We start from the raw sequence: 26,621 nt of genomic DNA on the forward strand, positions 1-26,621 counted from the left end.
TAGTCAGGGAGAAGAAAATGAAAGAATTAAAATCATCAGAAGTACGTCAAATGTTCTTAGATTTTTTTGCATCAAAAGAGCATGAAATTGTTCCGTCAAAAAACTTAATTCCACAAGATGATCCTACTTTACTTTGGGTAAACTCTGGTGTGGCTACGCTAAAAAAATATTTTGATGGTTCTGTTGTACCAAAAAATCCAAGAATCACTAATGCCCAAAAAGCTATTCGAACAAATGATATCGAAAACGTCGGTAAAACAGCACGACATCATACTTTGTTTGAGATGATGGGTAACTTTTCAATTGGCGACTACTTTAAAGAGAGTGCGATTCCATGGGCTTGGGAACTATTAACTAGTCCTGAATGGTATGGGTTAGACAAGAACCTACTTTACGTTACAGTTTATCCAAGAGATAAAGAAGCAAAGAAAATCTGGGAAGAACAAACAGATCTACCTGATGGACATATATATGAGGTAGAAGATAACTTTTGGGATATTGGAGAAGGACCTTCAGGACCTGATTCTGAAATTTTCTTTGACCGTGGTGTTGATTTTCAAGATTTACCAGATGGCGATCCAGAAATGTATCCAGGTGGTGAAAACGAACGCTATCTTGAAATTTGGAACATTGTTTTTTCACAATTTAATCATTTACCAGGTTTAACTGATAACTCTCAGTATCCTGAATTACCACATAAAAATATTGATACAGGTATGGGATTAGAGCGTGTAGTATCTGTTTTTCAAAATGGCCGAACTAATTTTGATACTGATTTATTTTTACCAATTATTAGGAAAACTGAATCAATTTCTGGTAGATATCACTATGATGGCTCTGATTCTGAAGTGAATACAAGTTTTAAAGTGATTGCGGACCATATTCGTGCGATTACATTTGCAATTGGGGACGGGGCCTTGCCAACAAATGAAGGGCGTGGTTATGTTATTCGTCGACTTCTAAGACGCGCCGTATTGCATGGGCAAAAACTTGGTATTGAGGGTGAATTTTTAACACAACTTGTCCCTGTTGTTGCTGAAATTATGTCAAGTTATTATCCAGAGCTGGCTGAGAATACATCTAAAATCCAAAAGACTATTGCGGCTGAAGAAAAACGTTTTAATGCTACCTTAGCTGGTGGGCTGTCTTTGCTAAATACTATCATTGATGATGCTAAAAAATCAGAGTCAAATATCATTTCGGGTCAAGATGCATTTAAGTTATCAGATACTTATGGTTTCCCACTTGAATTAACCCAAGAACAGGCAGAAGATGCTGGATTAACAGTAGATACTGTTGGTTTTGATAAAGCACTTCAGGCTCAAAGAGATAGAGCTAGATCAGCAAGATCAAATGATAAATCAATGGGTGTTCAAAATGCCGTCTTAACCGATTTGAAAGTGGAATCAAATTATGTTGGTTGGTCGGAGACACAAGTCGAAAATGCTAAAATAGTTGCGATTATTGGTCAAAATGAACAACAAATTGATGATTTATTAACGAGTGCTGATTCAAATCAGGTTGTTGGATTAGTCTTCAATAAGACACCATTTTATGCTGAAATGGGTGGACAAGTTCCTGATTTCGGTGAAGTTTTAAACAAAAAAGGGCAAATTATTGGTGAAGTTACTAATACACAAAAAGCGCCAAATGGTCAACACGTTCATACTGTTAAGCTGCAGCAATCAATTCAAATAGATGAGGTTGTTGACTTGAAAGTTGATATGGCTAGACATATCGCAGTTTCAAGAAATCATACAGCGACGCATATGCTTGATCAAACTTTGCGAAACATTATTGGTGGTGATGTTCATCAAGCAGGTTCATTAGTCGAGCCTAACTATTTAAGATTTGATTTTACACATGAAGGACCTGTATCAAATGAAATATTGGATCAAATCGAGCTAATGTTAAATCAAGAAATTGCTAAGAATTTACCAGTGTCTTGGATTGAAACTGATATTGACACAGCTAAATCAATGGGAGCGGTTGCCGTTTTCGGAGAAAAGTACGGGGATGTCGTCCGTGTTGTTTCAATTGGAGAGTTTAATAAAGAATTTGACGGTGGTACTCACGTTAACAATACTTCAGAATTAGGATTATTTAAAATAGTTTCTGAATCTGGTATTGGTGCGGGTATTCGACGAATAGAAGCAGTTACTGGTTTAGAGGCAATTACGCAATACAAATCAGAAGAGAAGACACTACAATCAATTGCTACTAATCTAAAGGTGCAACAACTAAAAGATGTGCCAACCAAGGTCATTGAATTACAATCTGATTTGAAAGCAACTCAGAAATTAGTAGAGTCACTAGAAGCACAACTTGCAAATGCTGCTGCGACAGATCTACTTTCAAAAGTCAAAACAGTTAATGGGTACACTTATATTGCGGCCCAACTTAAGGTTTCTGGTATGGATGGCTTGCGTAAGGTTGTGGACACTTGGCGTGAAAAGTATCCTTCAAATTTGATAGTCTTGGCTGCAAATATAGAAGGAAAAGTGAATTTAATTGTAGCTGCTTCACCTGAAGCAAATGAATCTGGTATTAAAGCAGGTAATTTGATCAAAGTTATTGCACCTAAAATTGGTGGCGGTGGTGGTGGTAAAGCGGATATGGCGCAAGCAGGTGGTAAAAACCCAGCTGGCATCAATGATGCATTTACTGAAGTTTCAGTATTCTTGGAACAAATGCCTACTAAGAAATAATTTACTTTTTTGTCATATAATTGTCATAATTTTTATGTAAAATAAAAGATAAGCTAGATCAGATTGGTACTCATTGACTAGTACAAAAATAATATCAGAAAGGAGCGTGTACAATGCCAGTAGGAGATGAAACAACAATATTTGATTTTGGTAACGAAATGCCAAAAGATATTCATGAGTCACTAGAAATTGTTTACAATGCGTTAGAGGAAAAAGGATATAATCCAATCAACCAAATAGTCGGATATCTTATGTCTGGAGATCCTGCATTTATTCCCCGTTTGAATGATGCACGTAATTTAATTAAACGTCATGAACGTGATGAAATTATTGAAGAACTTGTACGCGTCTATCTAAAAAAATAATGCGAATTTTAGGATTGGATGTTGGTAGTAGAACAGTTGGGGTTGCTATTAGTGATCCAATGGGATGGACTGCACAAGGTGTTGAGATTATCAGAATTAATGAAGATGAAGGTGAATTTGGCTTGTTAAGACTTGCTGAAATCATTAAAGATAAACAAGCTAAGAGTGTAGTTATTGGGTTACCAAAGAACATGAATAATTCCGAAGGACCACGCGCAGAAGCTGCTAGAAATTATGCTAAACTTGTGGAAACAACGTTTGGTTTGCCAACAGATTTTCAAGATGAGCGATTAACAACAGTTCAAGCTGAACGCATGTTAGTCGAGGAAGCAGATGTTTCTAGAAAAAAGAGAAAACAAGTAATTGATAAAATTGCGGCTGAATTCATCTTGCAAAATTACTTAGATGCTCATGGTAAGTTAACAAGATAGTAAAAATAACATTTCTACACGAAGTGTTGCTTTTACGTTATAATGTAAGTATCAATTTGAAGGGAATATACTAGTTAATTAATAGTGTTAATAATTAAATTAGTATTTTGATAAACTTATGACAAGTAATGATGAAGTTCAAAAAATTACACTCGTCGATGAAAATGGTGATGAAGCTTTATATGAAATATTATTCACATTCCATTCAGAAGAATATGGTAAAGATTATATTTTACTAGTACCAGAGGGTGTGGAAGAAGACGAAGAAGTTGATATTCAAGCGTACATCTTTAATCCTGACGAAAATGGTGATGCTACTGAAGAAGACTTGATTCAAATTGAAGATGATAAAGAATGGGACATGGTTGAGGAAGTATTGAATACTTTCCTTGAAGATGACTCTAACTTTGCTTAATAAAAAACGCCTAGGCGTTTTTTTATTATAAAAATTTAACAGATTTTTTTCTTATCAAGTGATAAAATAAATATTAGAGAATAAAAGTTTGTAACACACTTTTATTTATTATTTAACGTACGCTATTGCGGCATAGCATCAATAATGATTTGATTATGGTGAGTGAAACGTACTTGGGAGGAACATATGGTTACATTAGTAGGGATCTTAGATCTCGCCCGTTTTCAGTTTGCCATGACAACAATATTCCATTTTTTCTTTGTGCCAATGTCAATTGGGCTTGGAGTTGTTGTATCGGTTATGGAAACAATATATGTCATCAAAAAAGATGAGATGTATAAAAAAATGGCACAGTTCTGGGGTAAAATATTCATTCTGAGTTTTGCTGTTGGTGTCGTTACTGGATTGATTCAAGAATTTCAATTTGGTATGAACTGGTCTGAATACTCACGTTATGTTGGTGACATATTTGGCTCACTATTGGCTATTGAGGCGTTGGTTGCATTTTTCGCTGAATCAACTTTCATTGGTTTGTGGTCATTTACTTGGGATCGATTCAAACCTGGAGTGCACGTGTTATTCATTTGGATAACGACTATCGGGTCAGCTATCTCATCATTATGGATTTTGGCAGCTAATTCCTTTATGCAAAATCCAGTTGGTTATGCAATAGATAACCATATGGGAAGAGCTGAATTAAAAAGTTTTGGCGCGTTGTTGTCTAATAGACAGTTATGGGTTGAATTTCCACACGTTGTGATCGGAACTTTTGTTACTGCAGGTTTTTTGGTAGCAGGTATGTCAGCTTTTAAATTGTTAAAGTTGAAGAAAGCACATCCGGAAATTAAATTTTTCCGTCGATCTATGAATGTTGCTTTAATTATCGGATTAATTGGTGTCGCTGGGGCTTTAGTTACTGGTGATCAGCATGCTTTTGATTTACAGTCTATGCAACCAATGAAGTATGCTGCGATGGAGGGTGTTGATAAAAGCATCACTTCATCTGAAAGAAAAGACAAAGCGCAGCCTTGGTCACTGATTTCTGTTACTAATCCTGATACACACAAAGTCATTGCTCATATTGAAATTCCGTATGTATTATCTATTTTAGGGAACCACTCATTAACAGGTGGAAATACAGTTGGAACCACTGAGCTAGAAAAAGAATTTCAACAAAAATACGGGAAAACACATAGTGACATAAAAGATTATTATGTTCCTGAAAACACATTATTCTATTCATTCCGTGTCATGGCAATGGGCGCAGGTGGTTTACTAATGCTTGGTGTTGTCGCTCTTTGGATGAATAGACGTAAGTCTAAGTTGATTTTGACACAACGATGGTTTTTATGGATACTAGGTGTTGCAACTTTCGTACCATTTATTATTAACACAGCAGGATGGTTAGTAACTGAATTGGGACGTTATCCTTGGGTAGTGTATGGGTTAATGCCAATTAGTTCTGCCGTATCACCAAATGTTTCAGCAATGTCTTTGTTAATTTCAAATATTGTGTACTTCTTAACGTTCGCAACTTTAGGTGGTGTTATGGTATGGATCTCACGTCGAGCACTCCATGCGGGACCTTATGCTGAAGAAGAAGAAGTTGAGTCACCTAGTGACCCTTATGATCATTTAGCAAAGGGGGTTGAAGCTTAATGACTATTTTAGAAATTTTATGGTTTACCCTAATTGGTATTCTTTGGGCAGGTTTCTTCTTTTTGGAAGGTTTTGATTTTGGTGTTGGAATGCAATTCGCATTCAATGCAAGAGATCAAAAAGATCGTGAAGCACTGTACCAAGCTATTGGGCCAAACTGGGATGCAAATGAAGTGTGGCTAGTTACCGCTGGCGGTGCAACGTTTGCTGCTTTTCCAGCATGGTATGCCTCACTATTCTCTGGCTTTTACCTAATGCTATTCATCGTATTGTTAGGTTTGATTTATCGTGGTGTATCATTTGAGTTTCGTGAACACATGCCTACGATACAAGGCACACATATTTGGGAACGTCTTATTGCGTTGACGTCATTTTTAGTACCATTTTTCTTAGGTATGATATTTACGGCGATGGTGTCTGGAACACCAATTGATGCACATGGTAATTTATCAGCTGGATTCTTTGATTATGTCACACCATTTACTTTGGTTGGTGGTATTGCTGTGACACTAATGAGCTATATCCACGGACTCAACTATTCACGTTTACGTATTGATGGCAATGTACGTGTAAGAGCATCTAGTCAATTAAAATATCTGTATCCTGTATTGTTAGCAGGTGAAGCACTATTTGCTATTTTGCTATTTTTCTACACAGACTTTTTGCAGACAAAAACGCTATTAACTTTAATAATACTTGTTGTTATTGTATTGACAACAGTCATTGGTTGGTTCTTGACAGTGAAAAAACAACTTGAAGCGTTACCATTTGTTCTTTCAGGCCTAACTTTAGTTGAAGTTGTTGTGCTGTTGTTTGTAGGATTGTTCCCACGAGTAATGGTAGCAAATAATCCATTGTACAACTTAGATATAATGAATACGTCTTCATCTCCATATACCTTGAAATTAATGACAATTGTTGTTATTACAGCATTGCCAGTGACATTAGGTTATCAAATTTGGAGTTTTTGGGTTTTCCGAAAGCGCATTGTGTCTCACAAAGTGGTTGAATAAGACAAAGCAAAACGTTTACAATTAGGTAAGCGTTTTTTGTTATAAGAAAAAATCTAATAAGGTAAACATGATAGATAAAAGACTTTTTAAACTTAATGGTATTATCAGTAGGTTATTTACTTTGACCATAATGACTGGTATTCAAGGACTAGCAATTCTGATTCAAGGGATTACTTTAGCATCTGCTATTGTAAATTGTTGGCAGGGAAAACCAATTAAAAATGCGTTAATAGCAATCTGTATCTTTGCAATTGCATTCATCATACGGCAACTATTGGTTGTTATAAAAAATCAATTTATGTCAGCTTATGCTGACAATGCTGTTGAAATATTTCGTCGACAATTATTAGCAAAATACACAGCACTAGGATCAACACTGACAGTTGAACAAGGGACAGGAAATGCTGTAACAATGCTTGGTGTCGGTTTGGATAACGTTAAAAATTACTTTCAATTATTATTGATTAAACTTTTTGATTTGGCAATCATACCTTGGATAATTTTACTGTATATATTTTATATTAAGTGGGAACAAGGTTTATTTCTATTACTCATTTTTCCAGTTATCATTATGTTTTTTATTATTTTAGGATTAGCTGCACAAAGTAAAGCTGATGCAGAATTTGCTAATTTTAAAAATTTGAATAATCGTTTTGTCGATGCCCTAAGAGGACTACCAACATTAAAACAACTGGGATTAGCAGACATCTATGGCGGTGAAATTTATAATATTTCTGAGGATTATCGTAAAACGACCATGCGAACACTCAGAATTGCGATGACATCGACATTTGCACTTGATTTTTTTACGACTTTATCTATTGCTGTTGTAGCCGTGTTTTTAGGTTTTGACTTATTAGATGGTCACATGACACTTTTTCCAGCACTGGCAACACTTATTTTAGCACCAGAATATTTTTTACCATTGAGAAATTTTTCAGATGACTATCATGCAACTTTGAACGGTAAAAATGCGTTGACTGATGTGCTAGAAATGATTGATCAACCAGAAATGATAAATAAAAACAGTTTGAATTTAGAGTCTTGGTCTCCAAATAGCCAATTATCTTTCAAAAATATTAATTTTAGTTATGATACTCAAAATGTTTTAAAAGATATCACTACTAGTATTCATGGTTATCAAAAAATTGCTATTGTTGGCGAAAGTGGTTCAGGAAAGTCCACTTTATTAAATTTGATAGCTGGATTTCTACAACCTACGAGTGGTAGTATTCGTATAAACGAACAATCACTTGATCATTTAGCACAGAAAGATTGGCAAAAACAATTCTTTTATATGCCACAACAGCCATATATTTTCCATGATACGTTGAAACATAATATTTCTTTTTATGCGCCTGATGCTACAGATGAAGCTATTAAAAAAGCAGTTATACAAGCTGGATTAAGTGATTTAGTATCTGAACTAAAATTAGGCTTAGAGACAGTCATTGGTGAAAGCGGTCGGCAAGTTTCCGGTGGTCAAGCACAACGCATTGCATTAGCACGTTTATTATTAGATAGTAAAAGAAAGATACTATTATTTGATGAACCTACTGCACATTTGGATATCGAAACAGAATATGATTTAAAGCAAACAATGACACCAATCATGTCTTCAAGATTAGTCTTTTTTGCAACGCACCGATTACATTGGTTAGATCAAATGGACTATGTTTTGGTCATGCAGAAAGGGGAAATTGTAGAAGTAGGTGAGCCTAGAACATTAATATCAAACAAAAATAGTAGATTAAATCAATTGCGTTATCATTTAAGGGGTGAAAAGTGACTAATTTAAAAGCATTACTAAAAAACGATCGCTGGATAGTCCCTTTTTTAAAAAATCAACATAAAGGATTATTGTGGTCAATTATACTGAGTTTCATGACAATATTTGCTGCAGCAGGATTAATGTTTATATCAGGTTATTTAATTTCAAGAGCTGCTCAAAGACCAGATAATATCCTTTTAATATACGTACCGATAGTGTTAACACGTGGTTTTGGTATTGCCCGACCAATTTTTAGATATGCTCAAAGACTTGTATCACACAATTGGGTATTACAGTTTGTTTCTGAATCACGTCGTAGGTTATACGAACGCGTTGCTAGTTCTGCAAGTAAAATCAGAAGTAAACTACAGACTGGAGAAGTGCTTAGCTTACTAGCGGATGATTTAGATCAGTTACAAAATCTATATTTAAGAACTTTGTTCCCATTGGGTGCAGGGCTGGTATTATACTTGGTTGTTATAATAGGGATTGGTATATTTAGCTGGCAGTTCGCCATCTGGTGGCTTATTATGCTAACAGTCATTATGATAATCGTGCCGGTGATTAGTCTTTTAACAAACAGATCGCGCATACAGAGACAAAAACACTTACAAGCAAAATTGTATGCTGATGCAACCGATGCTATTTTAGGTTTGCAAGACTGGATATCTTCAGGAAGACAAGATGATTTGGTTGCACATCAAGGACGTGCAATGAAAGAGTTGGCTCGTGTTAAGAACAAGTCTATGCAGTTTGGATGGTGGCGTGACTTTCTGATACAGTTGTTGGCACTATTATTAGTTATCACAACTTTATTTTGGGCTAATAGTGTATTTAAAAATAATCAAATGGCGATTAACTATATTGCGGCTTTTACATTGGCTATTTTACCATTAGTTGAAAGCTTCACAGCGGTCAATCAAGGGGTTAGTGAAGCTTCATTTTATGAAGATAGTATTACCAGGTTAAATGCTTTACCAGAATTGGTGGATAAAGAGCCACTCGAGCAACAGATTAACGGTACCGATTTAAAATTAATAAATGTAACATTTAGTTATGATCATAAAACAGTCATTGATAACTTAAGTTTAACTGTTCAAAAAGGAGAAAAAATCGCGTTACTTGGTCGTTCTGGATCAGGCAAAACAACACTACTTAAATTAATAACTGGCGATATAAAACCTGATTTAGGGAGCATAACAATTGGTGAACAACCTATTAATAAATTACAAAATCAATTATCGAAAATAGTTGCTATCTTAGATCAACAATCTTATTTATTTGATACCACTATTTTAAATAATGTTAAGATGGGAAATATAAATGCATCTGATGATCAAGTTAAACAAGCTATTAATCAAGCAGGGCTGCAACCACTAATTGATTCATTACCCATGGGATATCAAACACAAATGCAAGAAGCCGGCAAACGTTTCTCTGGGGGAGAACAGCAACGTTTTGCACTTGCTAGAGTGTTGTTACAAGATTCACCAATTGTGATATTGGACGAACCCACTGTTAGCTTAGATCCTAAAACCGAACACGAAGTGTTATCGAAAATATTTGAAGTATTAAAAAACAGGACAATAATATGGGTGACACACCATCTTACTGGTATTGAGTCTGTCGATCATGTCTATTTTTTGAAGAATGGGCAATTTTCGTTAGCTGATACTCCCAAACAGTTAAAACAAAATTCAGAACACTTTAAACAACTACTAGCAATGGATGACTTTCAGTAAATGGTAAAAAGAAAAAAAAGACGTCGTAAGAAAAAAGGATTTCGTCTCAATCTTGGGATGTGGATTAGTACTATCGTTATTTTAGCCATTATAGCTACCTTTTGGTCTAAAACAATAATATATGACAAGCAATCAAATCAGTCACAAGATGAAGTCTATCAACAAAAAATTGCTTGGATTAATGAACTGGCTCCGTATGCAAGAAAAATGCAAGAAAAATATGGTGTAGTTGCTTCAATTAGCATTGCTCAAGCCATTCTTGAATCAGATTGGCATACGTCTACCTTATCAACGCAATATAATAATCTTTATGGTATAAAAGCAGATGCTGGTCAGAAAAGTATTGTACTGCCAACACAAGAATTTCAAAATGGTGAATGGATAACTATCCAAGGCAGATTTGCAGCTTATGATTCATGGCAAGAAAGTATGCGGGCGCATGCTAAACTTTTGTATCACGGAACAAGTTGGAACGCAGCTCAATACCAACATGTATTAGAATCCAAAGATTATCAAACGGCTGCAAAAGCTTTAACAGAAGACGGGTATGCGACTGATCCAACTTATGCACAAAAGTTAATATCGATAATTGAAACTTGGCACTTATCTCGTTTTGATTTACAACAAAAATAGAGCGTTTTTATACGCTCTATTTTTGTTGTACGAACATTTGTTCACTAGAAATCTGGTATAATAGTAGAAGTTAATTAACAGCTTAGGAGCAAATATGTCAGTAGAACAACTTATTAATGGTATGAACGATAAACAATCAGAGGCGGTCCAAACAACACAAGGACCACTTCTGATTATGGCAGGTGCTGGATCTGGAAAAACAAGGGTTTTAACGCATCGTATTGCTCATCTGGTACAAGATTTAAATGTTATGCCGTGGCGTATTTTGGCTATTACTTTTACAAATAAAGCTGCTCGTGAAATGCGCGAGAGAATTGCTAAACTGTTATCAGAAGACGTTGCTAGAGATATTTGGGTATCTACTTTTCATGCGCTGGCAGTTCGTATTTTACGTCGAGATGGGGAATCTATTGGATTAGCCAAGAATTTCACAATCATTGATACTAGTGCACAACGTACGTTGATGAAACGTGTTATTAATGATCTTAATCTAGACACTAATCAATATGATCCAAAATCAGTATTAGGGATGATTTCTAATGCTAAAAACGATATGTTACGGCCAAAAGATTATGCTAAATCAGCTGATAATCAATTTCAAGAAGTAGTTGCAGAAATTTATACGGCTTATCAGGCTGAATTAAAACGCGCACAAAGTGTTGATTTTGATGATTTAATTATGCTAACTATTGATCTTTTTCAATCTACACCAGAAGTGTTAGAACGTTATCAACAACAATTTGAATATTTACATGTTGATGAGTATCAAGACACAAATGATGCTCAATACACAATTGTTAATTTATTAGCGCAACGTTCTAAAAATTTGGCGGTTGTTGGTGATGCTGATCAATCGATTTATGGTTGGCGTGGTGCAAACATGAATAACATTTTGAATTTTGAAAAAGATTATCCTAATGCCCATACTGTGATGTTAGAACAAAACTATCGTTCAACTCAAAATATTTTAGATGCTGCTAATGCGGTCATCAATAATAATAATGAAAGAGTACCTAAAAATCTATGGACACAAAATGGTAAAGGAGAAAAAATTATTTATTATCGTGCTCAAAGTGAGCATGATGAGGCTAATTTTGTATTAGCTAACATTCAAAAACTTCGTAAAGAACAACAACTGGCCTATAGCGATTTTGCTGTTCTTTACCGAACAAATGCACAATCACGTAATATCGAAGAATCTTTAGTTAAAGCAAATATGCCCTATACAATGGTTGGTGGGCATAAATTTTATGAACGCAAAGAAATATTAGATATTATGTCTTATATGAGTTTAATTACTAATCCTAATGATAATGCCGCTTTTGAACGTGTTGTTAATGAACCTAAAAGAGGATTAGGAGCAACTTCGTTGAATCGTTTACGTGATTTGTCAAATCGTTTAAATGTGTCATATATGACCGCAATTGAGAGCATTGAACTAGCACCTGCAATTAGCACTAAAGCAACTTCAAAATTCTTGGAGTTTGCTGATATGATGCATAATTTAAAACAGCAGTCTGAGTTTTTAAATGTTACAGAACTAGCAGAAATCGCTATGGTCAAATCAGGATATCGGCAAATGTTAACTGAGAAAAACGATCCTGATAGTCAAGCACGACTTGAAAACTTAGAAGAATTTTTATCTGTTACAAAAGAGTTTGACGATAAATATCAACATAATGATCCTGATACCATTGATCCAGTGACAGATTTCCTGAGTACAACTGCGTTGATGAGTGATTTAGATAATTTTGAAGAAGATGATGGCGCAGTGACTCTAATGACGTTGCATGCTGCAAAAGGTTTAGAGTTTCCTATTGTTTTTTTGATTGGCATGGAAGAAAACATTTTCCCCCTATCTAGATCATTAATGGACGAAGATTTATTAGAAGAAGAGAGACGATTGGCTTATGTTGGCATTACACGCGCCATGAAACGCTTGTTCTTAACAAACGCATTTTCACGTTTACTTTATGGTAGAACCCAAGCAAATGAAGCATCACGTTTTATTGATGAAATTTCTCCTGAATTGTTGGACAACCAGTTTAGTAGTCGACAAAATGAATCAGCGTCGCGTTTGTTTCCATTTGACCGCAAGACTCAAATGGCGACAGCAACTACTTATCGCGCAACACCAGTTACTAAAACAACGAATGGTGTAACGGGTGCAGATCAAACAGCTTGGAGATCTGGAGATAAAGTTTCACATAAAAAGTGGGGAATAGGTACAGTTATCTCTGTTTCAGGACAGTCTGATGATCAAGAACTTAAAGTAGCCTTTCCATCGGAAGGTGTTAAGCAGCTATTAGCAGCATTTGCACCAATTAAAAAGATTGATTAAAAATAAAAGTGAGAAGAAGACTAAATGTTACCAGAGTTTACACCAATTACTAATTTAACGATTCAGCAAGCCCAGAAAGAAATTGCTACGTTACAAACTGATTTGCTTCAATATGGTGTTGCTTATTATGAAAAAGATGCACCCATGGTAGAAGATCATATTTATGATGCTTTGTATGCGAGGCTGGTTGCACTGGAAGCTAAGTTTCCTGATTTCATCACACCAGAATCACCGACCCAAAATGTGGGTGGAAAAAACGTTAAAACTGATTTAGCAAAAGTCCAGCATCCAGCACCAATGCTATCCTTAGGTGACGTTTTTAGTATAGAAGAGCTTGATGAATGGGATTTACGTACAAGTAAGTCTTTAGGGTTTAAATCAGAGTATAATTTAGAATTGAAGATTGATGGATTAGCAGTGGCTCTGAAATATGAAAACGGTGTATTGATTCAAGCATCCACTCGTGGTAATGGTTTAATTGGTGAAGATGTCACGGCAAATGTTAAAACAATTAAATCAATACCTCAAACCCTAAATGAACCAATAACGATTGAAGTACGTGGTGAAATTTATATGCCAAAAACTAGCTTTGCAACTTTGAATTTACAACGTGAGGCAGACGGACTAGAAGCATTTGCCAATCCTAGAAATGCAGCTGCTGGTTCGCTTCGTCAGTTGGATACTCGAATTACAAAGCAAAGAGAATTATCTGCTTTTATTTATTACACTGCTGAACCTGAAAAAATTGGTGTAACAACACAAAGTTCGGCTTTGCAACGTTTTTCTGAGCTTGGATTACCAACGGATAAACACAATGTGGTTATTAAAAATATGTCAGAGATAAAAAAATTTATTAGTGAATATACAATAAAACGTGATAAGTTATCTTATGGTATTGATGGCGTTGTTGTAAAGGTTAATCAGTTAGACATGCAAGTAGAACTTGGTAACACAGTAAAAATACCACGCTGGGCCATTGCTTATAAATTTCCGCCTGAAGAAGCATTAACTGTTGTTCATGATATTGAATGGACAGTTGGTAGAACTGGAGCCGTTACTCCGACTGCTGTTATGACGCCAGTTCAACTTGCTGGAACAACCGTAAAAAGGGCTAGCCTACACAATCCTGATTATCTCCTTGCTAAAGATATACGGATTGGGGATACAGTCACTTTACATAAGGCGGGCGATATTATACCTGAAATCGGGCAAGTTATATTAGACAAACGACCAGAAAATAGTGAAATATATCAAATACCTATGGATTGCCCTGCCTGTAACTCTAAGTTAGTGCATTTAGAGGGTGAAGTTGCTTTGAGATGTATTAATCCGTTTTGTTCAGCACAAATCAAAGAAAAATTAACTCACTTTGCATCAAGAAATGCTATGAATATTGATGGTATGGGGCCAAGGGTTGTTAGTCAATTACTCAAGGCAGAATATATAAAGGATGTCGCCTCTATTTATAGGCTTGATATCGATCAACTATTAACGTTAGATAAATTTAAAGAAAAGTCAGCAACCAATTTAATTCAAGCAATTGAAAATTCAAAACGTAATTCACTAGAACGACTAGTTTTTGGTTTGGGTATTAGAATGGTAGGATCCAAAGCTGCACGACTAGTTGCTGAACAATTTAAAACATTGTCAGCAATTGCTCAAGCTTCAAAGGATGATATTGCTAAGGTTGACGGTATAGGAGAAATGATAGCCAAGTCAATTGTCCAATATTTTAGTATGCCGGAATCTAAACAATTAATTCAAGAACTCGCTGATCAAAATGTTAACCAAAAGTATCTTTCTGATGTTACAGTTGATGAAAACTCATTTTTTTATGGCAAAAGGATCGTATTAACTGGTAAACTAGAGATTAATAGTCGTCCAGTTGTTACAAAATGGTTAGAAAATCATGGTGCCAAAGTGTCTAGTTCAGTTTCAGCTAAAACTGATTTACTAATTGCTGGGATTGATTCTGGCAGCAAGCTCGACAAAGCAAAATCATTAGGTGTTACAGTTTGGACAGAACAAAATTTAGTTGAAGCGCAAGCAAAAGAGGGTAATGATAAATGAGTCGAATCGGTTTTCGTGGCTATATGATTATTGCAGTTAGTATTTTAGTTATTACGGTGGGCGGATTATATTTTTTTAATATGAATCGTGTAGCACCAACTGCAACTAAAAAAGCTAGCGGTGTACAAATAACACAGAGTACAGCTGGTGAATATCAAACAGTTATTAAAGACGGGCGTTATTTAGTAAGTGCCGCACGTGGTATAACGGCTAGTTCAGAACCTAATCAATTAGATGTTCAACATTTTGAGTCGAGTTTATTGAAATTTTCAAAGACACAGTTTAAGCCAGCACAATATATTTTTCAAGAAGGGCAGTATTTGAGCTCAGATACTGTTACGGGATTGCTAGGAAGAAAAAGTAATGATGATGCAAATGGACTAAACCCAGAAGATAATGGTAAAAATGATAATTCACGCAATCCACTATATATTCAAACCTTAACGGAACAGGACTTCATGTCTAAACAAGGTAATGATTTAAAGTTATCTGGGATGGTTGTCGGTGTTGCTATGAATACACAAGATCAATATCAAAAAGAGCAGTATGGTGCTACTTACACACAAAATATTTCAGATGCAGATCGTATTGCATATGGCAAAAAAATCGCACCTAAGTTGCTAGCTCAAATAAGATCACAATCAGGTGTTCCAAATGATGTGCCTATTGTCATTGCAATGTATGCTAATGCACCAGCAGATTCACTAGCACCAGGTGGTTTTTATGCACAAGCAAAAAGTACTCACGGGGACGATCTGGGAGAATGGACAGATATTAGTGATAAATCAATTGTATTGCCTAAAGAAGCAAATGATGCCTCAAAACTTGGGAATGATGAGAACAGTGGTTTTGCTAACTTTAAAAACGATATTGCTAATTTTTTCCCTAATATTGCTGGGGCAACAGCTGTAGCTAATTTTAAATCTGGCGTGTTAACACAAATGAATGTGACAGTGAATACGCAGTTTTATTCACAAACAGAGATTGATAGTTTTACGACTTATGTAGCACAATCAGCATTAAAGTTTTTACCAAGTAATGTTCCCGTTAGAATAGTAATCAAGACAGCAAATGATACACAAGCTATTTTAACAAGAAATGAAAATGATAAAGCGTTTACAACAACGATATTAGATTAAGCATAGGGCACCTATGCTTTTTTGTTTTTTGTATATATGCATGAAAATGGTATAATTTACCTATGAGTGAAAACCAAAAATATCTATCAATCAGTGCTTTGACGGCGTATTTAAAGCGTAAATTCGATGTCGATCCCTATTTATCAAAAATTTATATAACGGGTGAAATTTCTAATATGGGTCGACGCCGTGGACGTCATTTGTATTTCTCTATTAAAGACCCAAACGGTCAAGCAGTAATTTCTGCTGCTATGTTTTCTTATGCCAATCGTTTAAAATTTGAACCTGAAGAAGGGATGAAAATTAATGCGATTGGGCGGGTTCAGCTTTATGAACCAAATGGGACATATGCCATTATTTTGGAACAAATGACCCCAGATGGTATAGGGGATCTTTTTTTGGCCTATGAGCAATTAAAAAAGAAGTTGTCCGCCGAGGGCCTATTTAATTTACCAAAGAAAGTATTACCTCTGTTTCCAAAGAAAATAGCAGTGATAACTTCCCCAACAGGTGCCGTTATTGAAGATATTGCTAAAACAGTCCAACGCCGTTTTCCAACTGCGCAAGTTGTACTCTTTCCGGCAGTTGTGCAAGGTGAAAAATCTGCAGAGTCTATTATCAAGCAACTGATAAGAGTTGATCAGTCTAATGATTTCGATACATTGATTGTTGGCCGTGGTGGCGGATCAATTGAAGATTTGTGGTCTTTTAATGATGAACAATTAGCTCGAAGCATAGCAGCAGTTAAGGTTCCAGTCATTAGTTCTGTTGGACATGAGACGGATAATACACTAGTTGATTTGGTTGCTGATCATCGAGCAGCTACCCCTACTGCCGCTGCTGAGCTAGCAACACCAATAACGTTGAATCAATTACTTTCACGATTAAATGAATTACAAGTTAGGTTAAACTTAATCATGAAAAAAAGAATTGATGTTCAAAGAGATCGGGTTAATCGAGTAGCAAATCACATTATTTTTCAACAACCAGACCGTTTATACATCGGATATAATCAAAAACTTGATCAGTTGAATTATGGTTTAAGTCAAAGCATTCAAAGATATATTGTGGATGCCAGTCATCATCTAGATGTATTAACTCAAAGGCACAAACAAATTGGGGTGCATTTGTTACAGCAACCAAAAGAAAAACTATACATATTAGCAGCTAAATTAGATACAATGAGTCCATTAAAAATTTTAGATCGTGGTTTTGTTATGATGGAAAAATCAAATAAGATTGTGAAACAAATAAGTGATATTGAAATTGGTGATCAAGTTGAATTGCGTTTGAGTGATGGAAAAGCAACAGCAAAAATTATGGAAAAGAGTGAGATAATTAATGAGTGAATCACAAACATTTGAAGAGAAGCTAGAGAAACTAGAAACAATTGTTAGCGAATTAGAAAAAGGCAATCGACCTTTGGAAAGTGCTTTAAATGATTTTAAAGATGGGGTAAGTCTTGTTAAGGATTTACAAAAAACACTAAAAGATGCCGAATCTACTTTAGCCAAAGTCATGAGTGATGATAATCATATGACAGATCTGGAATTAACAAATGACTAAAATGGAACAGTTTCAAGAAAAATGGCATACGCTAATTGATAATCAACTAAATCGAGATATTTCAGTAATTGCTAACGATCAAAAATTTACTGATATGTTATCTTATGCCGTATTAAATGGCGGAAAACGTTTAAGACCGATACTAACATTGGCAGTCTTGGATAGTTTTGGCGTGCATATTTCGCCACAGCTACTAAAATTGACAACAGCCGTCGAGTGGATACACTCATATTCCTTGGTTCATGATGATTTGCCGGCTATGGATAATGATTTATTGCGTCGTGGTAAGCCAAGTCTGCATGCTAAATTTGGCGAAGATATGGCCATATTAGCTGGGGATGCTTTACTAACTGGTGCTTTTCAGATTATTGCCGAGTCCAATGATATAGGTCAAAAAGATTTAAATATTAGTGATCAATTGTTGATCACAGTAACTCAACAGTTATCACTATTTTCAGGTGGTAAGGGAATGGTCATTGGTCAGGTACATGATATGCAAAATCATGGACAACGAGACAAAATATTAAAAAATTGGCTGTTAGATGAGGTTTATGTACCAAAGACTGCTGCACTATTAAGTTTTTCAGCAGGAATTGGTGGATTATTACTAAAACAGTTCGTTGAAAATTTAACGTCGTATGCAAATACAAGCCATGATTTATTTGAATTTGGCAAAAATTTTGGGTTAGCTTTTCAAATTCAAGATGATTTAGATGATTATGAACAAGATAATCAAGAAGATGTTGCCTCATTGCCACATATCATAGGACTAGATGCTGCACGTGATTTAAGGAATCAGTTTATCAGTCAAGCTAAACAGTGCTTAGATTTAATTGCTAAACGTGAGACGTGTTTCAATCGTGACTTGTTAGATAGTTTTCTGAACATTATTGGAGATTAATTATGAGTGGTGTAGAAAAAGAACGTGTTGACGTTTTATTAGTTCAGCAAGGATTATTTGAATCCCGCGAACAAGCTAAGCGAGCAGTTATGGCTGGCGAAATTTTGGGTGAAAATGAAGAGCGTCTAGACAAGGCAGGACAAAAAATTCCAGTCACCACTGAATTACATTTCAAAGGTGAGAAGTTGAAATATGTTTCCCGTGGTGGTCTGAAACTTGAAAAGGCGTTAAATGATTTCGATATTTCTGTCACTGATAAAGTTGTCTTAGATATTGGTTCATCAACCGGTGGTTTCACAGATGTGGCTTTACAAAACGGTGCAAAATTGGTTTATGCATTAGATGTTGGGACTAACCAACTTGCTTGGAAATTGAGATCTGATAGCCGTGTAAAAGTCATGGAAAATACTAATTTTAGATATGCGCAATTAGGAGATTTTGTTTTTGGACAACCTTCATTTGCAACCATTGATGTGTCATTTATCTCTTTGGGATTAATTCTGCCACCATTATCAGATATCATTAGTATGGGTGGGCAAGTAGTTGCCCTCATTAAACCTCAGTTTGAAGCAGGGCGTCAACATGTTGGCAAGAATGGCATCATCAAAGATCCCGCAGTTCATAAGCAAGTTTTACAAAAAATGATACAAGTTATGTTGCATGATGGATTTTCAGTTAAAGCATTGACATACTCACCAATTAAAGGTGGTCAAGGGAATATTGAATTTTTGGCAGTTCTGCAACGCGATGAGCTTGCTAGTATTGAAGAACATATTAGCATTGATCATTTGTTACAACAAACATATGCGCAATTAAATCACACAGGTAGTAAAGATGATGAATAAAAAAATACGTCAAAAAAATTTAATGGCGTTGATTCAAAATCAACAACTGGGTAGACAAGAAGATATTGTCGCTTATTTTGAAACGCTTGGTGAGAGTGTCACACAGGCAACAATTTCACGTGATATTAATGAACTAGGATTAATTAAGGTACCAACAAGTTATGGTAGTTTTCAATACCATTTACCTAAGCAAGATGACCGCCCACATCTGCAACGTTTAAAAAAGGCAATGCAGCAATCTTTTTTGAGTCAGCGTTCGCAACGTGGACAAATCATGATAAAAGTTCAACCTGGTAACGGACAGCTTGTAGCAAATTTGTTTGAACAAGTTAATTTTCCAGAAGTATTTGGTACACTGAGTGATGATGGTACAGTACTCGTATTATTAAAAGAAGGTGTGGCGACTTTACAGATGACAAATATTATTCAAAAATTGCTTGAAAAATAATTGTTATTGAAAGAGTAGGTTAAATATGTTAGAAAATCTTATCATTGAAAATTTTGCTATTATAGAAAAAATTTCACTTCAATTTGATGAAGGCATGACAGTCTTAACTGGTGAAACTGGTGCCGGAAAATCAATTATTATAGGTGCATTACTTTTATTAACAGGTGGTCGTGCTAATTCTGATATGATTCGCCATGGTAGCAAAAAAGCCATATTGCAAGCTATTTTTAATGTGAAAAATAATCAGGTTATTATGGCACAACTATCTGATCAAGGGATTGATGTTGAAGACAACCAACTCATTATTTATCGTGAACTGAACCAAAATGGGCGTAGCGTGATTCGCATCAATGGTGTGTTAGTCAACCTTAAATTCTTAGCATTAATTGGTCGTCAACTAGTTGATATTCAAGGACAAAATGACACGCAACAGTTACTTAATTCAGATGAGCATTTAATGTTATTAGATGCATTTGGTGGAGAGCAATTACAAAAAGTTAAATCACTTTATTTAAATGAATTTTTAGACTTTAAAGCGGTAACTCAGCGTATTAGACAAATACAGAGTTCCCAGCAAGAGATGACTCAGCGACTGGACTTATTGCAATTTCAACAGCAAGAGTTAATAGATGCAGATTTGAAGCCAAATGAAGAAGATGATTTAGTTGACGCTAGGGGTAAACTGATTAACTATAAGAAGATAGCTGATAGATTAAATAATACACAATTGGCATTAAATAGTGATCAAGGTGGTGCAATTGATTTATTGGCTGAAGCAATGCATGAATTACAAGAAATTGCTGAATATGATGATGCCTATGCAGAATTAGCAAAAACAATAGCAGATAGCTATTATACAGCGCAAGAAGTAGGTAGAGATATTGATGAACAAATCAGTGAGTTAACATATGATGAAGAACAATTAATAAGGATTGATGAACGACTCCAGTTAATTCACAGTTTAGAACGTAAATATGGATCAACAGTTAACGATGTATTAATGTTTAAACAAAAAGTTGATGCAGAACTAGCTGTGTTAAATGACGATACTTTTAATATTGAACAATTGCAGATTAAACAAAATAACTTAAGACAGTCTTTACGTCAGAAAGCTATGAGATTACGTGAAAATCGTCAACAAGTTGCTCGAGAATTAGAGCAAAACGTTAATGCTCAGTTGTCTGAATTGTTAATGTCAGGAGCACAATTTGCTGTTGAATTCGAATCAATAGAAGGATTTACCTCGTCTGGCTCTGAAAAAGTGCAGTTTTACGTACAAACTAACGTCGGGGAAGGTATGTTGCCTCTTTCAAAAATTGCTTCTGGTGGTGAGACATCTAGACTGATGTTAGCATTAAAAACAACTTTTGCTAAACAACAACAAATTATTTCTATTGTTTTTGATGAAGCTGATACTGGTGTTTCGGGTCGTGTTGCGCAAGCCATTGCAAGAAAAATGTTGACAATTGCATCGACTTCACAAGTTTTTGCGATTACTCATCTACCACAAGTTGCAGCAGCAGCAAATCATCATTTCTTAATTGCTAAAACGACTGATAGTGATCGAACAGTAACGCATGTTACACCACTAGATGAATCTGGAAAGGCACATGCTATTGCAATGATGTTATCTGGTGATGATGTCACTGAAATGGCTTTGGCAAATGCAAAAGAATTACGTGCAAAAATTGGTAACTTGACGTAAGTAAAAAAGACTGAGCAGCCAGCTCAGTCTTTTTTAATGTGCAACAATTACAAGGAATAGTATAAATAGTACGGCAAGTCCGTACATCAGTGGATGAACTTTTTTGCCACGACCTGTAGCAATCATTGTAATAGGATATAGAATAAATCCTAAAGCGATACCATCTGAAATAGAATATGTAAGTGGCATACCAATGACAATTAAGAAAGCAGGGGCAGCAACAGCAAAATCATCCCATTCAATGTGACGTAAACTTTTTGCCATAAGCACACCTACAACAACCAAAGCAGGTGCGGTTACTTGAGAAGTAACTACTGTTAGTAGTGGTGAGAAAAATAAAGCAAGTAGAAAGAAAATACCAGTAAAGACACTGGTTAAACCAGAACGACCACCAACAGCAATACCAGAAGATGACTCAACATAAGCAGATGTAGGAGATGTACCAATAACAGCTCCTACAGTCATACCTACCGCATCGGCCATCAAGGCGCGTCCAGCACGTGGCATTTCATTATTTTTCATGAAACCTGCTTGTGTAGCGAGACCAATCATTGTTCCTGCGGTATCAAAGAAAGTTACCAGTAAAAAGGTAATAACAACTGTTACCATTTGTAAGGAATTAATATCTCCAATATGCATCACACCTTGTCCAAATGTTGGTGAGAGTGAAGGAGCTGATGACACAAAACTATTAGGTAATTTTATGAGTCCAAAAATAACACCGGCAATTGAAGTAAGTACCATACCAATAAAAATAGCAGCAGGTATTTGACGAGTTAATAAGACAAATGTAACGATAATGCCAAAAATAGCAAGCAAAGAAGTAGGTGTTGTCAAATGACCAAGAGATACCATTGTATCCTTGTTAGCCACAATTAAACCGGCATCGTGTAATCCAATAAATGCAATAAACAAACCTATACCAGAAGCAATAGCCAATTTCAAATTATGAGGAATAATATTTATAATTTTCTCACGGATTTTGAAAAAGGTTAAAATTAAAAAGATGATGGCAGCGACAAATACCCCTGCTAGAGCTGTTTGCCACTTGACACCCATGCCAATAACAACAGAGTAAGCAAAGAAAGCATTCACACCTAATCCAGGTGCAATAGCAATTGGATATAGAGCAACAATGCCCATAAATAATGTTGCGACAGCTGATGCGACAGCAGTTGCCGTGAAAACTGCGCCTTTGTCCATACCAGCAGCACCTAAAACTGTTGGATTAACAAATAAAATGTATGCCATTGAAGCGAAAGTTGTTAAACCAGCAATAAATTCTGTACGAATCGATGTGTTTAACTCGTTCAGTTTAAAATAATTTGCAATCGTAGACATGATTGCCTCCCAAAAATAATGTAACGTTAACACGTTCTACTCAAGTGTAACAGTATAAAATACTAAATTAAATAATTACAGTATAAAATTATGTAAAGAATGACAAAAAAATCGTGTATTAAATATTTGAAAGCGCTTTAATAACGAACGGATTCTCAGAATTGTTCGGTTATCATTGAAATATCAATCTAACACATAATGATGACAAGACATATTAAATCGTCTTATATCAAATTTGTTTAATGTTATAATTAATATATTATGAATCAAAGGAAGTTCGCTTATGGGAGCATATTTAGTACTTGTCCGGCATGGAGAGTCAACTGCTAACCGTGACAATGAATTTACTGGATGGACCGATGTACCATTAACTGACAAAGGGCGCGCACAAGCTAAAATTGTTGGGGAGACTATTTTTGAAAAACAGTTAAATTTTGATGCAGTTCACACATCATATTTACAACGCGCCATTGTGACTGCAAACATTATTCTTTCTGAATCTCATCAGTCTTGGATACCGATTTATAAAACTTGGCGTTTAAATGAGCGTCATTATGGTGCATTAAGAGGGATGAATAAGGATGAGGCACGTGCTAAATATGGTGTCGATAAAGTTGCGCTATGGCGTCGCAGCTATACAGCTATACCACCTTTGGTCAATGAGCTAGTCTATGATAGACGTTATCCTAATAATATTGAACCTAGAGCTGAAAGTCTTGAAATGGCCAGTATCAGATTGCTGCCGTATTGGCTATCAGTTATTCAGCCTGCGTTGAAGGCTGGCAAGAATCAACTTATAGTTGCTCATGGAAGTACATTACGGGCACTGATTAAATATTTAGAAAAAATTAGTGATAATGATATTGATGGGTTGGAAATTGGTAACGGCGATCCTATTTATTATGTTTTTGATGCAAATTTTAAAATGAGTAGTCGTCACTATCTTGTACATCACTAATTGCCCAACAGCAAAGGATAAACTATGAACGATAGAACATGGCAAAAGATAAAAAAATATACTGAAATACAGGGCACTTCTGGTCAAGAACATCATATTCGTAAACTATTCAGAGAAGATATTACACCTTTAGTTGATAGCATACATCAGGATGGTTTAGGGGGTATTTTTGGTGTTAAAAATACGACATTAGTTGAATCACCAAGAATCATGTTTGCTGCACATATGGATGAGGTAGGGTTCATTGTAACGAACATTTTATCTAGTGGTGCATTAAAAGTTACCAATGTTGGTGGATGGAATCCGCTAGTTGTCTCATCTCAGAGATTTACGTTATTTACTAGTTCTGGGGAGTATCCAGTTGTTTCAAGTTCGATTTCACCGCATTTATTAAGAGACAAAGCCAATCCATCACTGCCCGAAATTGACAATATTATTTTTGACGCTGGCTTCTTTGACTCTGATGAAGCAATAGCATATGGCGTGAGACCTGGTGATTTTATTGTCCCACAGGTTGAAACAATTTTATCAGCAAATAAAAAACGTGTTTTCTCGAAATCTTGGGACAACAGATTTGGTATGGTTACCATTTTGGAAGCATTAGAAGCATTACAAAATCAAGTAACACCCAATACATTAATTATGGGCGCCAATGTCCAAGAAGAAGTTGGATTACGTGGTGCGCACGGCGCAGTTAATTTATTAAAGCCAGATATTTTTTTTGCAGTTGATTCAAGCGCTGCAGATGATACTATTAAGCATAGCGGGCAGCAAGGTATACTGGACCAAGGAACACTGTTACGCGTGTTTGATCCAACTGTTGTGATGCCTGTACGTCTTCGTGACTTTTTGTTGTCTACTGCCGAAGATAACCACATTCCTTATCAATATTTTATTGCAAAGGGTGGCACAGATGCAGCAGCACAAAGTGAGTTATCAGGGATTCCTTCTGTAGCGTTAGGTGTTGCTTCTAGATATATCCATACGCACCAAACTGTATGGTCTATATCAGATTTTGAAGCTGCAAAAGATTTTGTTATTGCAATTGCCAAAAATTTGGATAATAGCAATCTAAAAACAATAATGGGTGATTAAATTGTTATGTTTAAAAAATTACGGAAATTAGACTATTGGATAGCTGTACCATATGCCTTGCTAAGTATGTTAGGTGTTGTGATGGTTTTTTCAGCTACTCAAGGTGCAAATACAGCATTTTTCAATTTTATTAAGCAAGCTATATTTGTTGTAGCTGGTTTAATGGGGGCATTTTTTTTATATCATTTAAACATGAACCTGTTAAGAACTAAAAAAAATATGAAGCGTATACTGTTAATTGTTATTGGTGCGTTATTAATTGCTAAATTCATTATGCCTTCAGTAAATGGTGCACATGGATGGATTAATTTAGGACCAGTAACCCTTCAGCCAGCTGAATTTTTAAAGTTGAGCATAATATTATACTTTTCAGATTTTTTTGCAAAACATCCTTGGCGTATAGGCGTTGGGTTCCGTAATCAACCGCTATTTCACCTTAATGTGCTGGCACTACCAATATCAGCTCTATTTTTAGTTTTTATTATGCCGGATAATGGAAATGGATTGATTACATTTTTAATTTTATTTGTCTTATTTATGGCATCAGGTGTGCCTCGTTTGATTATCGGATTTGTAGCCTTTCTTGGAGGCTTGAGCTTTGCATTTCTACAAACAATAATAAAAATTGGCGATCAAGTGTTTCATATTACGGGAAGTAATCATTATGCTTTAACAAGATTAACAAGCTTTGTTAACCCTTGGAATCCAGATGCGGCTGATGCTAGTCGTCAATTATTATATGGTTACTATGCTATTTCTCATGGTGGATTTTTAGGTGTTGGATTAGGTAATTCATTAATTAAACCTTACTTGCCGGAATCAAATACTGATTTTATTATGGCGGTAATGACTGAAGAACTAGGCGCTGTTACAACTGCAATAGTTTTGATACTACTTCTAATACTAGTTGGTCGAATGATACTTTTAGGTATTAGACAGCGAAACCAATACTATAGATTATTACTATTTGGTATATCCTCATTGTTATTTATTCAAGCCTTGGTTAATTTAGGTGGTGTTATCGGTGTTTTGCCGATTACAGGTGTTGTTTTTCCGTTTATTTCTGGTGGTGGCTCATCATATATTGTTTTCAGTGCTGCAGTTGGGTTAACACTTAACATAGCCGCGACACAAAAGAAAGAAGTAGATATTCATCCCGCAGATATTTTATCTAGAAAGGATTATAAATGACTTTTGAAATTTATCCCAGACGCGCTTTATATATTTATTTAAAACAAATAAGACATGCACCACAACTTAAAAAGTTTGGTTATTTAAGTTATGTATCTCATAAAATGAATGTTGCCATGATTTATGTCGATGACAAGGACATTGACGAGCAAATAAAAAAAATTAAACAATATAAATTTGTTAAAAAAGTATTAATGTCACCACGCCCAGATATAGATCCAGATTTAGATAATTTACATGATGATATTTTCTTTGAAAACTATGATGAGGAGAGTGTGCGTTGA

The 26,621-nt window shown here is 35.4% G+C and carries 23 protein-coding genes; 22 read left to right on the forward strand and 1 reads right to left on the reverse strand.

Features of this window, described 5'->3' with window-relative positions:
- Positions 1-17 precede the first annotated feature (17 nt).
- The 18 genes from alaS to recN all read left to right on the forward strand — a co-directional run bounded on the left by alaS (position 18) and on the right by recN (position 21,752).
- A complete protein-coding gene (gene alaS, locus K5Q12_RS03775) occupies positions 18-2,708 on the forward strand; it encodes an alanine--tRNA ligase (protein ID WP_220742388.1) in 2,691 nt (896 codons plus the stop codon).
- Between the two features lie 113 nt (positions 2,709-2,821).
- Positions 2,822-3,073, forward strand: a complete 252-nt coding sequence (locus tag K5Q12_RS03780) for an IreB family regulatory phosphoprotein (RefSeq protein ID WP_220742389.1) — start codon at positions 2,822-2,824, stop codon at positions 3,071-3,073.
- Complete coding sequence (gene ruvX / locus K5Q12_RS03785) at positions 3,073-3,504, forward strand: Holliday junction resolvase RuvX (protein WP_220742390.1); 432 nt, start codon at positions 3,073-3,075, stop codon at positions 3,502-3,504. The genes K5Q12_RS03780 and ruvX overlap by 1 nt, the downstream gene beginning before the upstream one ends.
- Before the next feature lie 118 nt (positions 3,505-3,622).
- Positions 3,623-3,919 carry a DUF1292 domain-containing protein gene (locus tag K5Q12_RS03790; protein WP_220742391.1) on the forward strand — a complete coding sequence of 99 codons (297 nt, stop codon included), beginning with the start codon at positions 3,623-3,625 and terminating at the stop codon, positions 3,917-3,919.
- Positions 3,920-4,105: 186 nt separating this feature from the next.
- Positions 4,106-5,578, forward strand: coding sequence for a cytochrome ubiquinol oxidase subunit I (locus tag K5Q12_RS03795; RefSeq protein WP_220742392.1), 1,473 nt, complete (start codon positions 4,106-4,108; stop codon positions 5,576-5,578).
- Positions 5,578-6,591, forward strand: a complete 1,014-nt coding sequence (gene cydB, locus K5Q12_RS03800) for a cytochrome d ubiquinol oxidase subunit II (RefSeq protein WP_220742393.1) — start codon at positions 5,578-5,580, stop codon at positions 6,589-6,591. The genes K5Q12_RS03795 and cydB overlap by 1 nt, the downstream gene beginning before the upstream one ends.
- 67 nt (positions 6,592-6,658) lie before the next feature.
- A complete protein-coding gene (gene cydD, locus K5Q12_RS03805; RefSeq protein ID WP_220742394.1) occupies positions 6,659-8,380 on the forward strand; it encodes a thiol reductant ABC exporter subunit CydD in 1,722 nt (573 codons plus the stop codon).
- On the forward strand, positions 8,377-10,104 hold the full coding sequence (cydC, locus tag K5Q12_RS03810; RefSeq protein ID WP_220742395.1) for a thiol reductant ABC exporter subunit CydC: 1,728 nt from the start codon (positions 8,377-8,379) through the stop codon (positions 10,102-10,104). The genes cydD and cydC overlap by 4 nt, the downstream gene beginning before the upstream one ends.
- Positions 10,105-10,737: a glycoside hydrolase family 73 protein gene (locus K5Q12_RS03815; protein WP_220742396.1), complete on the forward strand. Its 633-nt coding sequence runs from the start codon at positions 10,105-10,107 to the stop codon at positions 10,735-10,737.
- Positions 10,738-10,831: 94 nt separating this feature from the next.
- Positions 10,832-13,078, forward strand: a complete 2,247-nt coding sequence (pcrA, locus tag K5Q12_RS03820; RefSeq protein ID WP_220742397.1) for a DNA helicase PcrA — start codon at positions 10,832-10,834, stop codon at positions 13,076-13,078.
- 24 nt (positions 13,079-13,102) lie between these two features.
- Positions 13,103-15,148 (forward strand): NAD-dependent DNA ligase LigA, encoded by a 2,046-nt coding sequence (ligA, locus tag K5Q12_RS03825; protein ID WP_220742398.1) that lies wholly within the window; start codon positions 13,103-13,105, stop codon positions 15,146-15,148.
- Positions 15,145-16,287: a CamS family sex pheromone protein gene (locus K5Q12_RS03830; protein WP_220742399.1), complete on the forward strand. Its 1,143-nt coding sequence runs from the start codon at positions 15,145-15,147 to the stop codon at positions 16,285-16,287. Before ligA ends, K5Q12_RS03830 begins: the two co-directional genes overlap by 4 nt.
- Before the next feature lie 62 nt (positions 16,288-16,349).
- Positions 16,350-17,636 carry an exodeoxyribonuclease VII large subunit gene (gene xseA, locus K5Q12_RS03835; protein WP_220742400.1) on the forward strand — a complete coding sequence of 429 codons (1,287 nt, stop codon included), beginning with the start codon at positions 16,350-16,352 and terminating at the stop codon, positions 17,634-17,636.
- Positions 17,629-17,853: an exodeoxyribonuclease VII small subunit gene (locus K5Q12_RS03840; protein WP_220742401.1), complete on the forward strand. Its 225-nt coding sequence runs from the start codon at positions 17,629-17,631 to the stop codon at positions 17,851-17,853. Before xseA ends, K5Q12_RS03840 begins: the two co-directional genes overlap by 8 nt.
- The gene (locus K5Q12_RS03845) at positions 17,846-18,754 is read left to right on the forward strand and encodes a polyprenyl synthetase family protein (protein WP_220742402.1); all 909 of its coding nucleotides are present in this window, start codon (positions 17,846-17,848) and stop codon (positions 18,752-18,754) included. The genes K5Q12_RS03840 and K5Q12_RS03845 overlap by 8 nt, the downstream gene beginning before the upstream one ends.
- A gap of 2 nt (positions 18,755-18,756) precedes the next feature.
- Positions 18,757-19,599, forward strand: coding sequence for a TlyA family RNA methyltransferase (locus K5Q12_RS03850; RefSeq protein ID WP_220742403.1), 843 nt, complete (start codon positions 18,757-18,759; stop codon positions 19,597-19,599).
- Entirely contained in the window at positions 19,592-20,047 is a 456-nt protein-coding gene (locus K5Q12_RS03855) for an arginine repressor (RefSeq protein ID WP_220742404.1), read from the forward strand. The genes K5Q12_RS03850 and K5Q12_RS03855 overlap by 8 nt, the downstream gene beginning before the upstream one ends.
- A gap of 25 nt (positions 20,048-20,072) precedes the next feature.
- Positions 20,073-21,752, forward strand: coding sequence for a DNA repair protein RecN (gene recN / locus K5Q12_RS03860; protein WP_220742405.1), 1,680 nt, complete (start codon positions 20,073-20,075; stop codon positions 21,750-21,752).
- Positions 21,753-21,785: 33 nt separating this feature from the next.
- Here the strand turns inward: recN and K5Q12_RS03865 are convergent, their stop codons facing one another.
- Entirely contained in the window at positions 21,786-23,093 is a 1,308-nt protein-coding gene (locus K5Q12_RS03865; RefSeq protein ID WP_220742406.1) for an NCS2 family permease, read from the reverse strand.
- Between the two features lie 283 nt (positions 23,094-23,376).
- Between K5Q12_RS03865 and K5Q12_RS03870 the strand changes: the two genes are divergently transcribed.
- From K5Q12_RS03870 to K5Q12_RS03885, 4 genes are read left to right on the forward strand one after another with little or no spacing between them, the layout of a single operon-like run.
- Entirely contained in the window at positions 23,377-24,051 is a 675-nt protein-coding gene (locus K5Q12_RS03870) for a 2,3-bisphosphoglycerate-dependent phosphoglycerate mutase (RefSeq protein WP_220742407.1), read from the forward strand.
- A 24-nt stretch (positions 24,052-24,075) separates the two neighbouring features.
- Entirely contained in the window at positions 24,076-25,146 is a 1,071-nt protein-coding gene (pepA, locus tag K5Q12_RS03875; protein WP_220742408.1) for a glutamyl aminopeptidase, read from the forward strand.
- Positions 25,147-25,152: 6 nt separating this feature from the next.
- Positions 25,153-26,337 (forward strand): FtsW/RodA/SpoVE family cell cycle protein, encoded by a 1,185-nt coding sequence (locus K5Q12_RS03880; protein ID WP_220742409.1) that lies wholly within the window; start codon positions 25,153-25,155, stop codon positions 26,335-26,337.
- Positions 26,334-26,621, forward strand: coding sequence for a YlbG family protein (locus K5Q12_RS03885; protein ID WP_220742410.1), 288 nt, complete (start codon positions 26,334-26,336; stop codon positions 26,619-26,621). Before K5Q12_RS03880 ends, K5Q12_RS03885 begins: the two co-directional genes overlap by 4 nt.

Origin of the sequence: Leuconostoc palmae, from assembly GCF_019656075.1 — a bacterium.
GTDB lineage: Bacteria > Bacillota > Bacilli > Lactobacillales > Lactobacillaceae > Leuconostoc > Leuconostoc palmae.

What these genes read in the sequence shown, in the direction of transcription:
- alaS (WP_220742388.1), top strand. Translation starts at nt 18, where the DNA reads ATGAAAGAATTAAAATCATCAGAAGTACGTCAAATGTTCTTAGATTTT.
- K5Q12_RS03780 (WP_220742389.1), top strand. Translation starts at nt 2,822, where the DNA reads ATGCCAGTAGGAGATGAAACAACAATATTTGATTTTGGTAACGAAATG.
- ruvX (WP_220742390.1), top strand. Translation starts at nt 3,073, where the DNA reads ATGCGAATTTTAGGATTGGATGTTGGTAGTAGAACAGTTGGGGTTGCT.
- K5Q12_RS03790 (WP_220742391.1), top strand. Translation starts at nt 3,623, where the DNA reads ATGACAAGTAATGATGAAGTTCAAAAAATTACACTCGTCGATGAAAAT.
- K5Q12_RS03795 (WP_220742392.1), top strand. Translation starts at nt 4,106, where the DNA reads ATGGTTACATTAGTAGGGATCTTAGATCTCGCCCGTTTTCAGTTTGCC.
- cydB (WP_220742393.1), top strand. Translation starts at nt 5,578, where the DNA reads ATGACTATTTTAGAAATTTTATGGTTTACCCTAATTGGTATTCTTTGG.
- cydD (WP_220742394.1), top strand. Translation starts at nt 6,659, where the DNA reads ATGATAGATAAAAGACTTTTTAAACTTAATGGTATTATCAGTAGGTTA.
- K5Q12_RS03815 (WP_220742396.1), top strand. Translation starts at nt 10,105, where the DNA reads ATGGTAAAAAGAAAAAAAAGACGTCGTAAGAAAAAAGGATTTCGTCTC.
- pcrA (WP_220742397.1), top strand. Translation starts at nt 10,832, where the DNA reads ATGTCAGTAGAACAACTTATTAATGGTATGAACGATAAACAATCAGAG.
- ligA (WP_220742398.1), top strand. Translation starts at nt 13,103, where the DNA reads ATGTTACCAGAGTTTACACCAATTACTAATTTAACGATTCAGCAAGCC.
- K5Q12_RS03830 (WP_220742399.1), top strand. Translation starts at nt 15,145, where the DNA reads ATGAGTCGAATCGGTTTTCGTGGCTATATGATTATTGCAGTTAGTATT.
- xseA (WP_220742400.1), top strand. Translation starts at nt 16,350, where the DNA reads ATGAGTGAAAACCAAAAATATCTATCAATCAGTGCTTTGACGGCGTAT.
- K5Q12_RS03840 (WP_220742401.1), top strand. Translation starts at nt 17,629, where the DNA reads ATGAGTGAATCACAAACATTTGAAGAGAAGCTAGAGAAACTAGAAACA.
- K5Q12_RS03845 (WP_220742402.1), top strand. Translation starts at nt 17,846, where the DNA reads ATGACTAAAATGGAACAGTTTCAAGAAAAATGGCATACGCTAATTGAT.
- K5Q12_RS03850 (WP_220742403.1), top strand. Translation starts at nt 18,757, where the DNA reads ATGAGTGGTGTAGAAAAAGAACGTGTTGACGTTTTATTAGTTCAGCAA.
- K5Q12_RS03855 (WP_220742404.1), top strand. Translation starts at nt 19,592, where the DNA reads ATGAATAAAAAAATACGTCAAAAAAATTTAATGGCGTTGATTCAAAAT.
- recN (WP_220742405.1), top strand. Translation starts at nt 20,073, where the DNA reads ATGTTAGAAAATCTTATCATTGAAAATTTTGCTATTATAGAAAAAATT.
- K5Q12_RS03865 (WP_220742406.1), bottom strand. Translation starts at nt 23,093, where the DNA reads ATGTCTACGATTGCAAATTATTTTAAACTGAACGAGTTAAACACATCG.
- K5Q12_RS03870 (WP_220742407.1), top strand. Translation starts at nt 23,377, where the DNA reads ATGGGAGCATATTTAGTACTTGTCCGGCATGGAGAGTCAACTGCTAAC.
- pepA (WP_220742408.1), top strand. Translation starts at nt 24,076, where the DNA reads ATGAACGATAGAACATGGCAAAAGATAAAAAAATATACTGAAATACAG.
- K5Q12_RS03880 (WP_220742409.1), top strand. Translation starts at nt 25,153, where the DNA reads ATGTTTAAAAAATTACGGAAATTAGACTATTGGATAGCTGTACCATAT.
- K5Q12_RS03885 (WP_220742410.1), top strand. Translation starts at nt 26,334, where the DNA reads ATGACTTTTGAAATTTATCCCAGACGCGCTTTATATATTTATTTAAAA.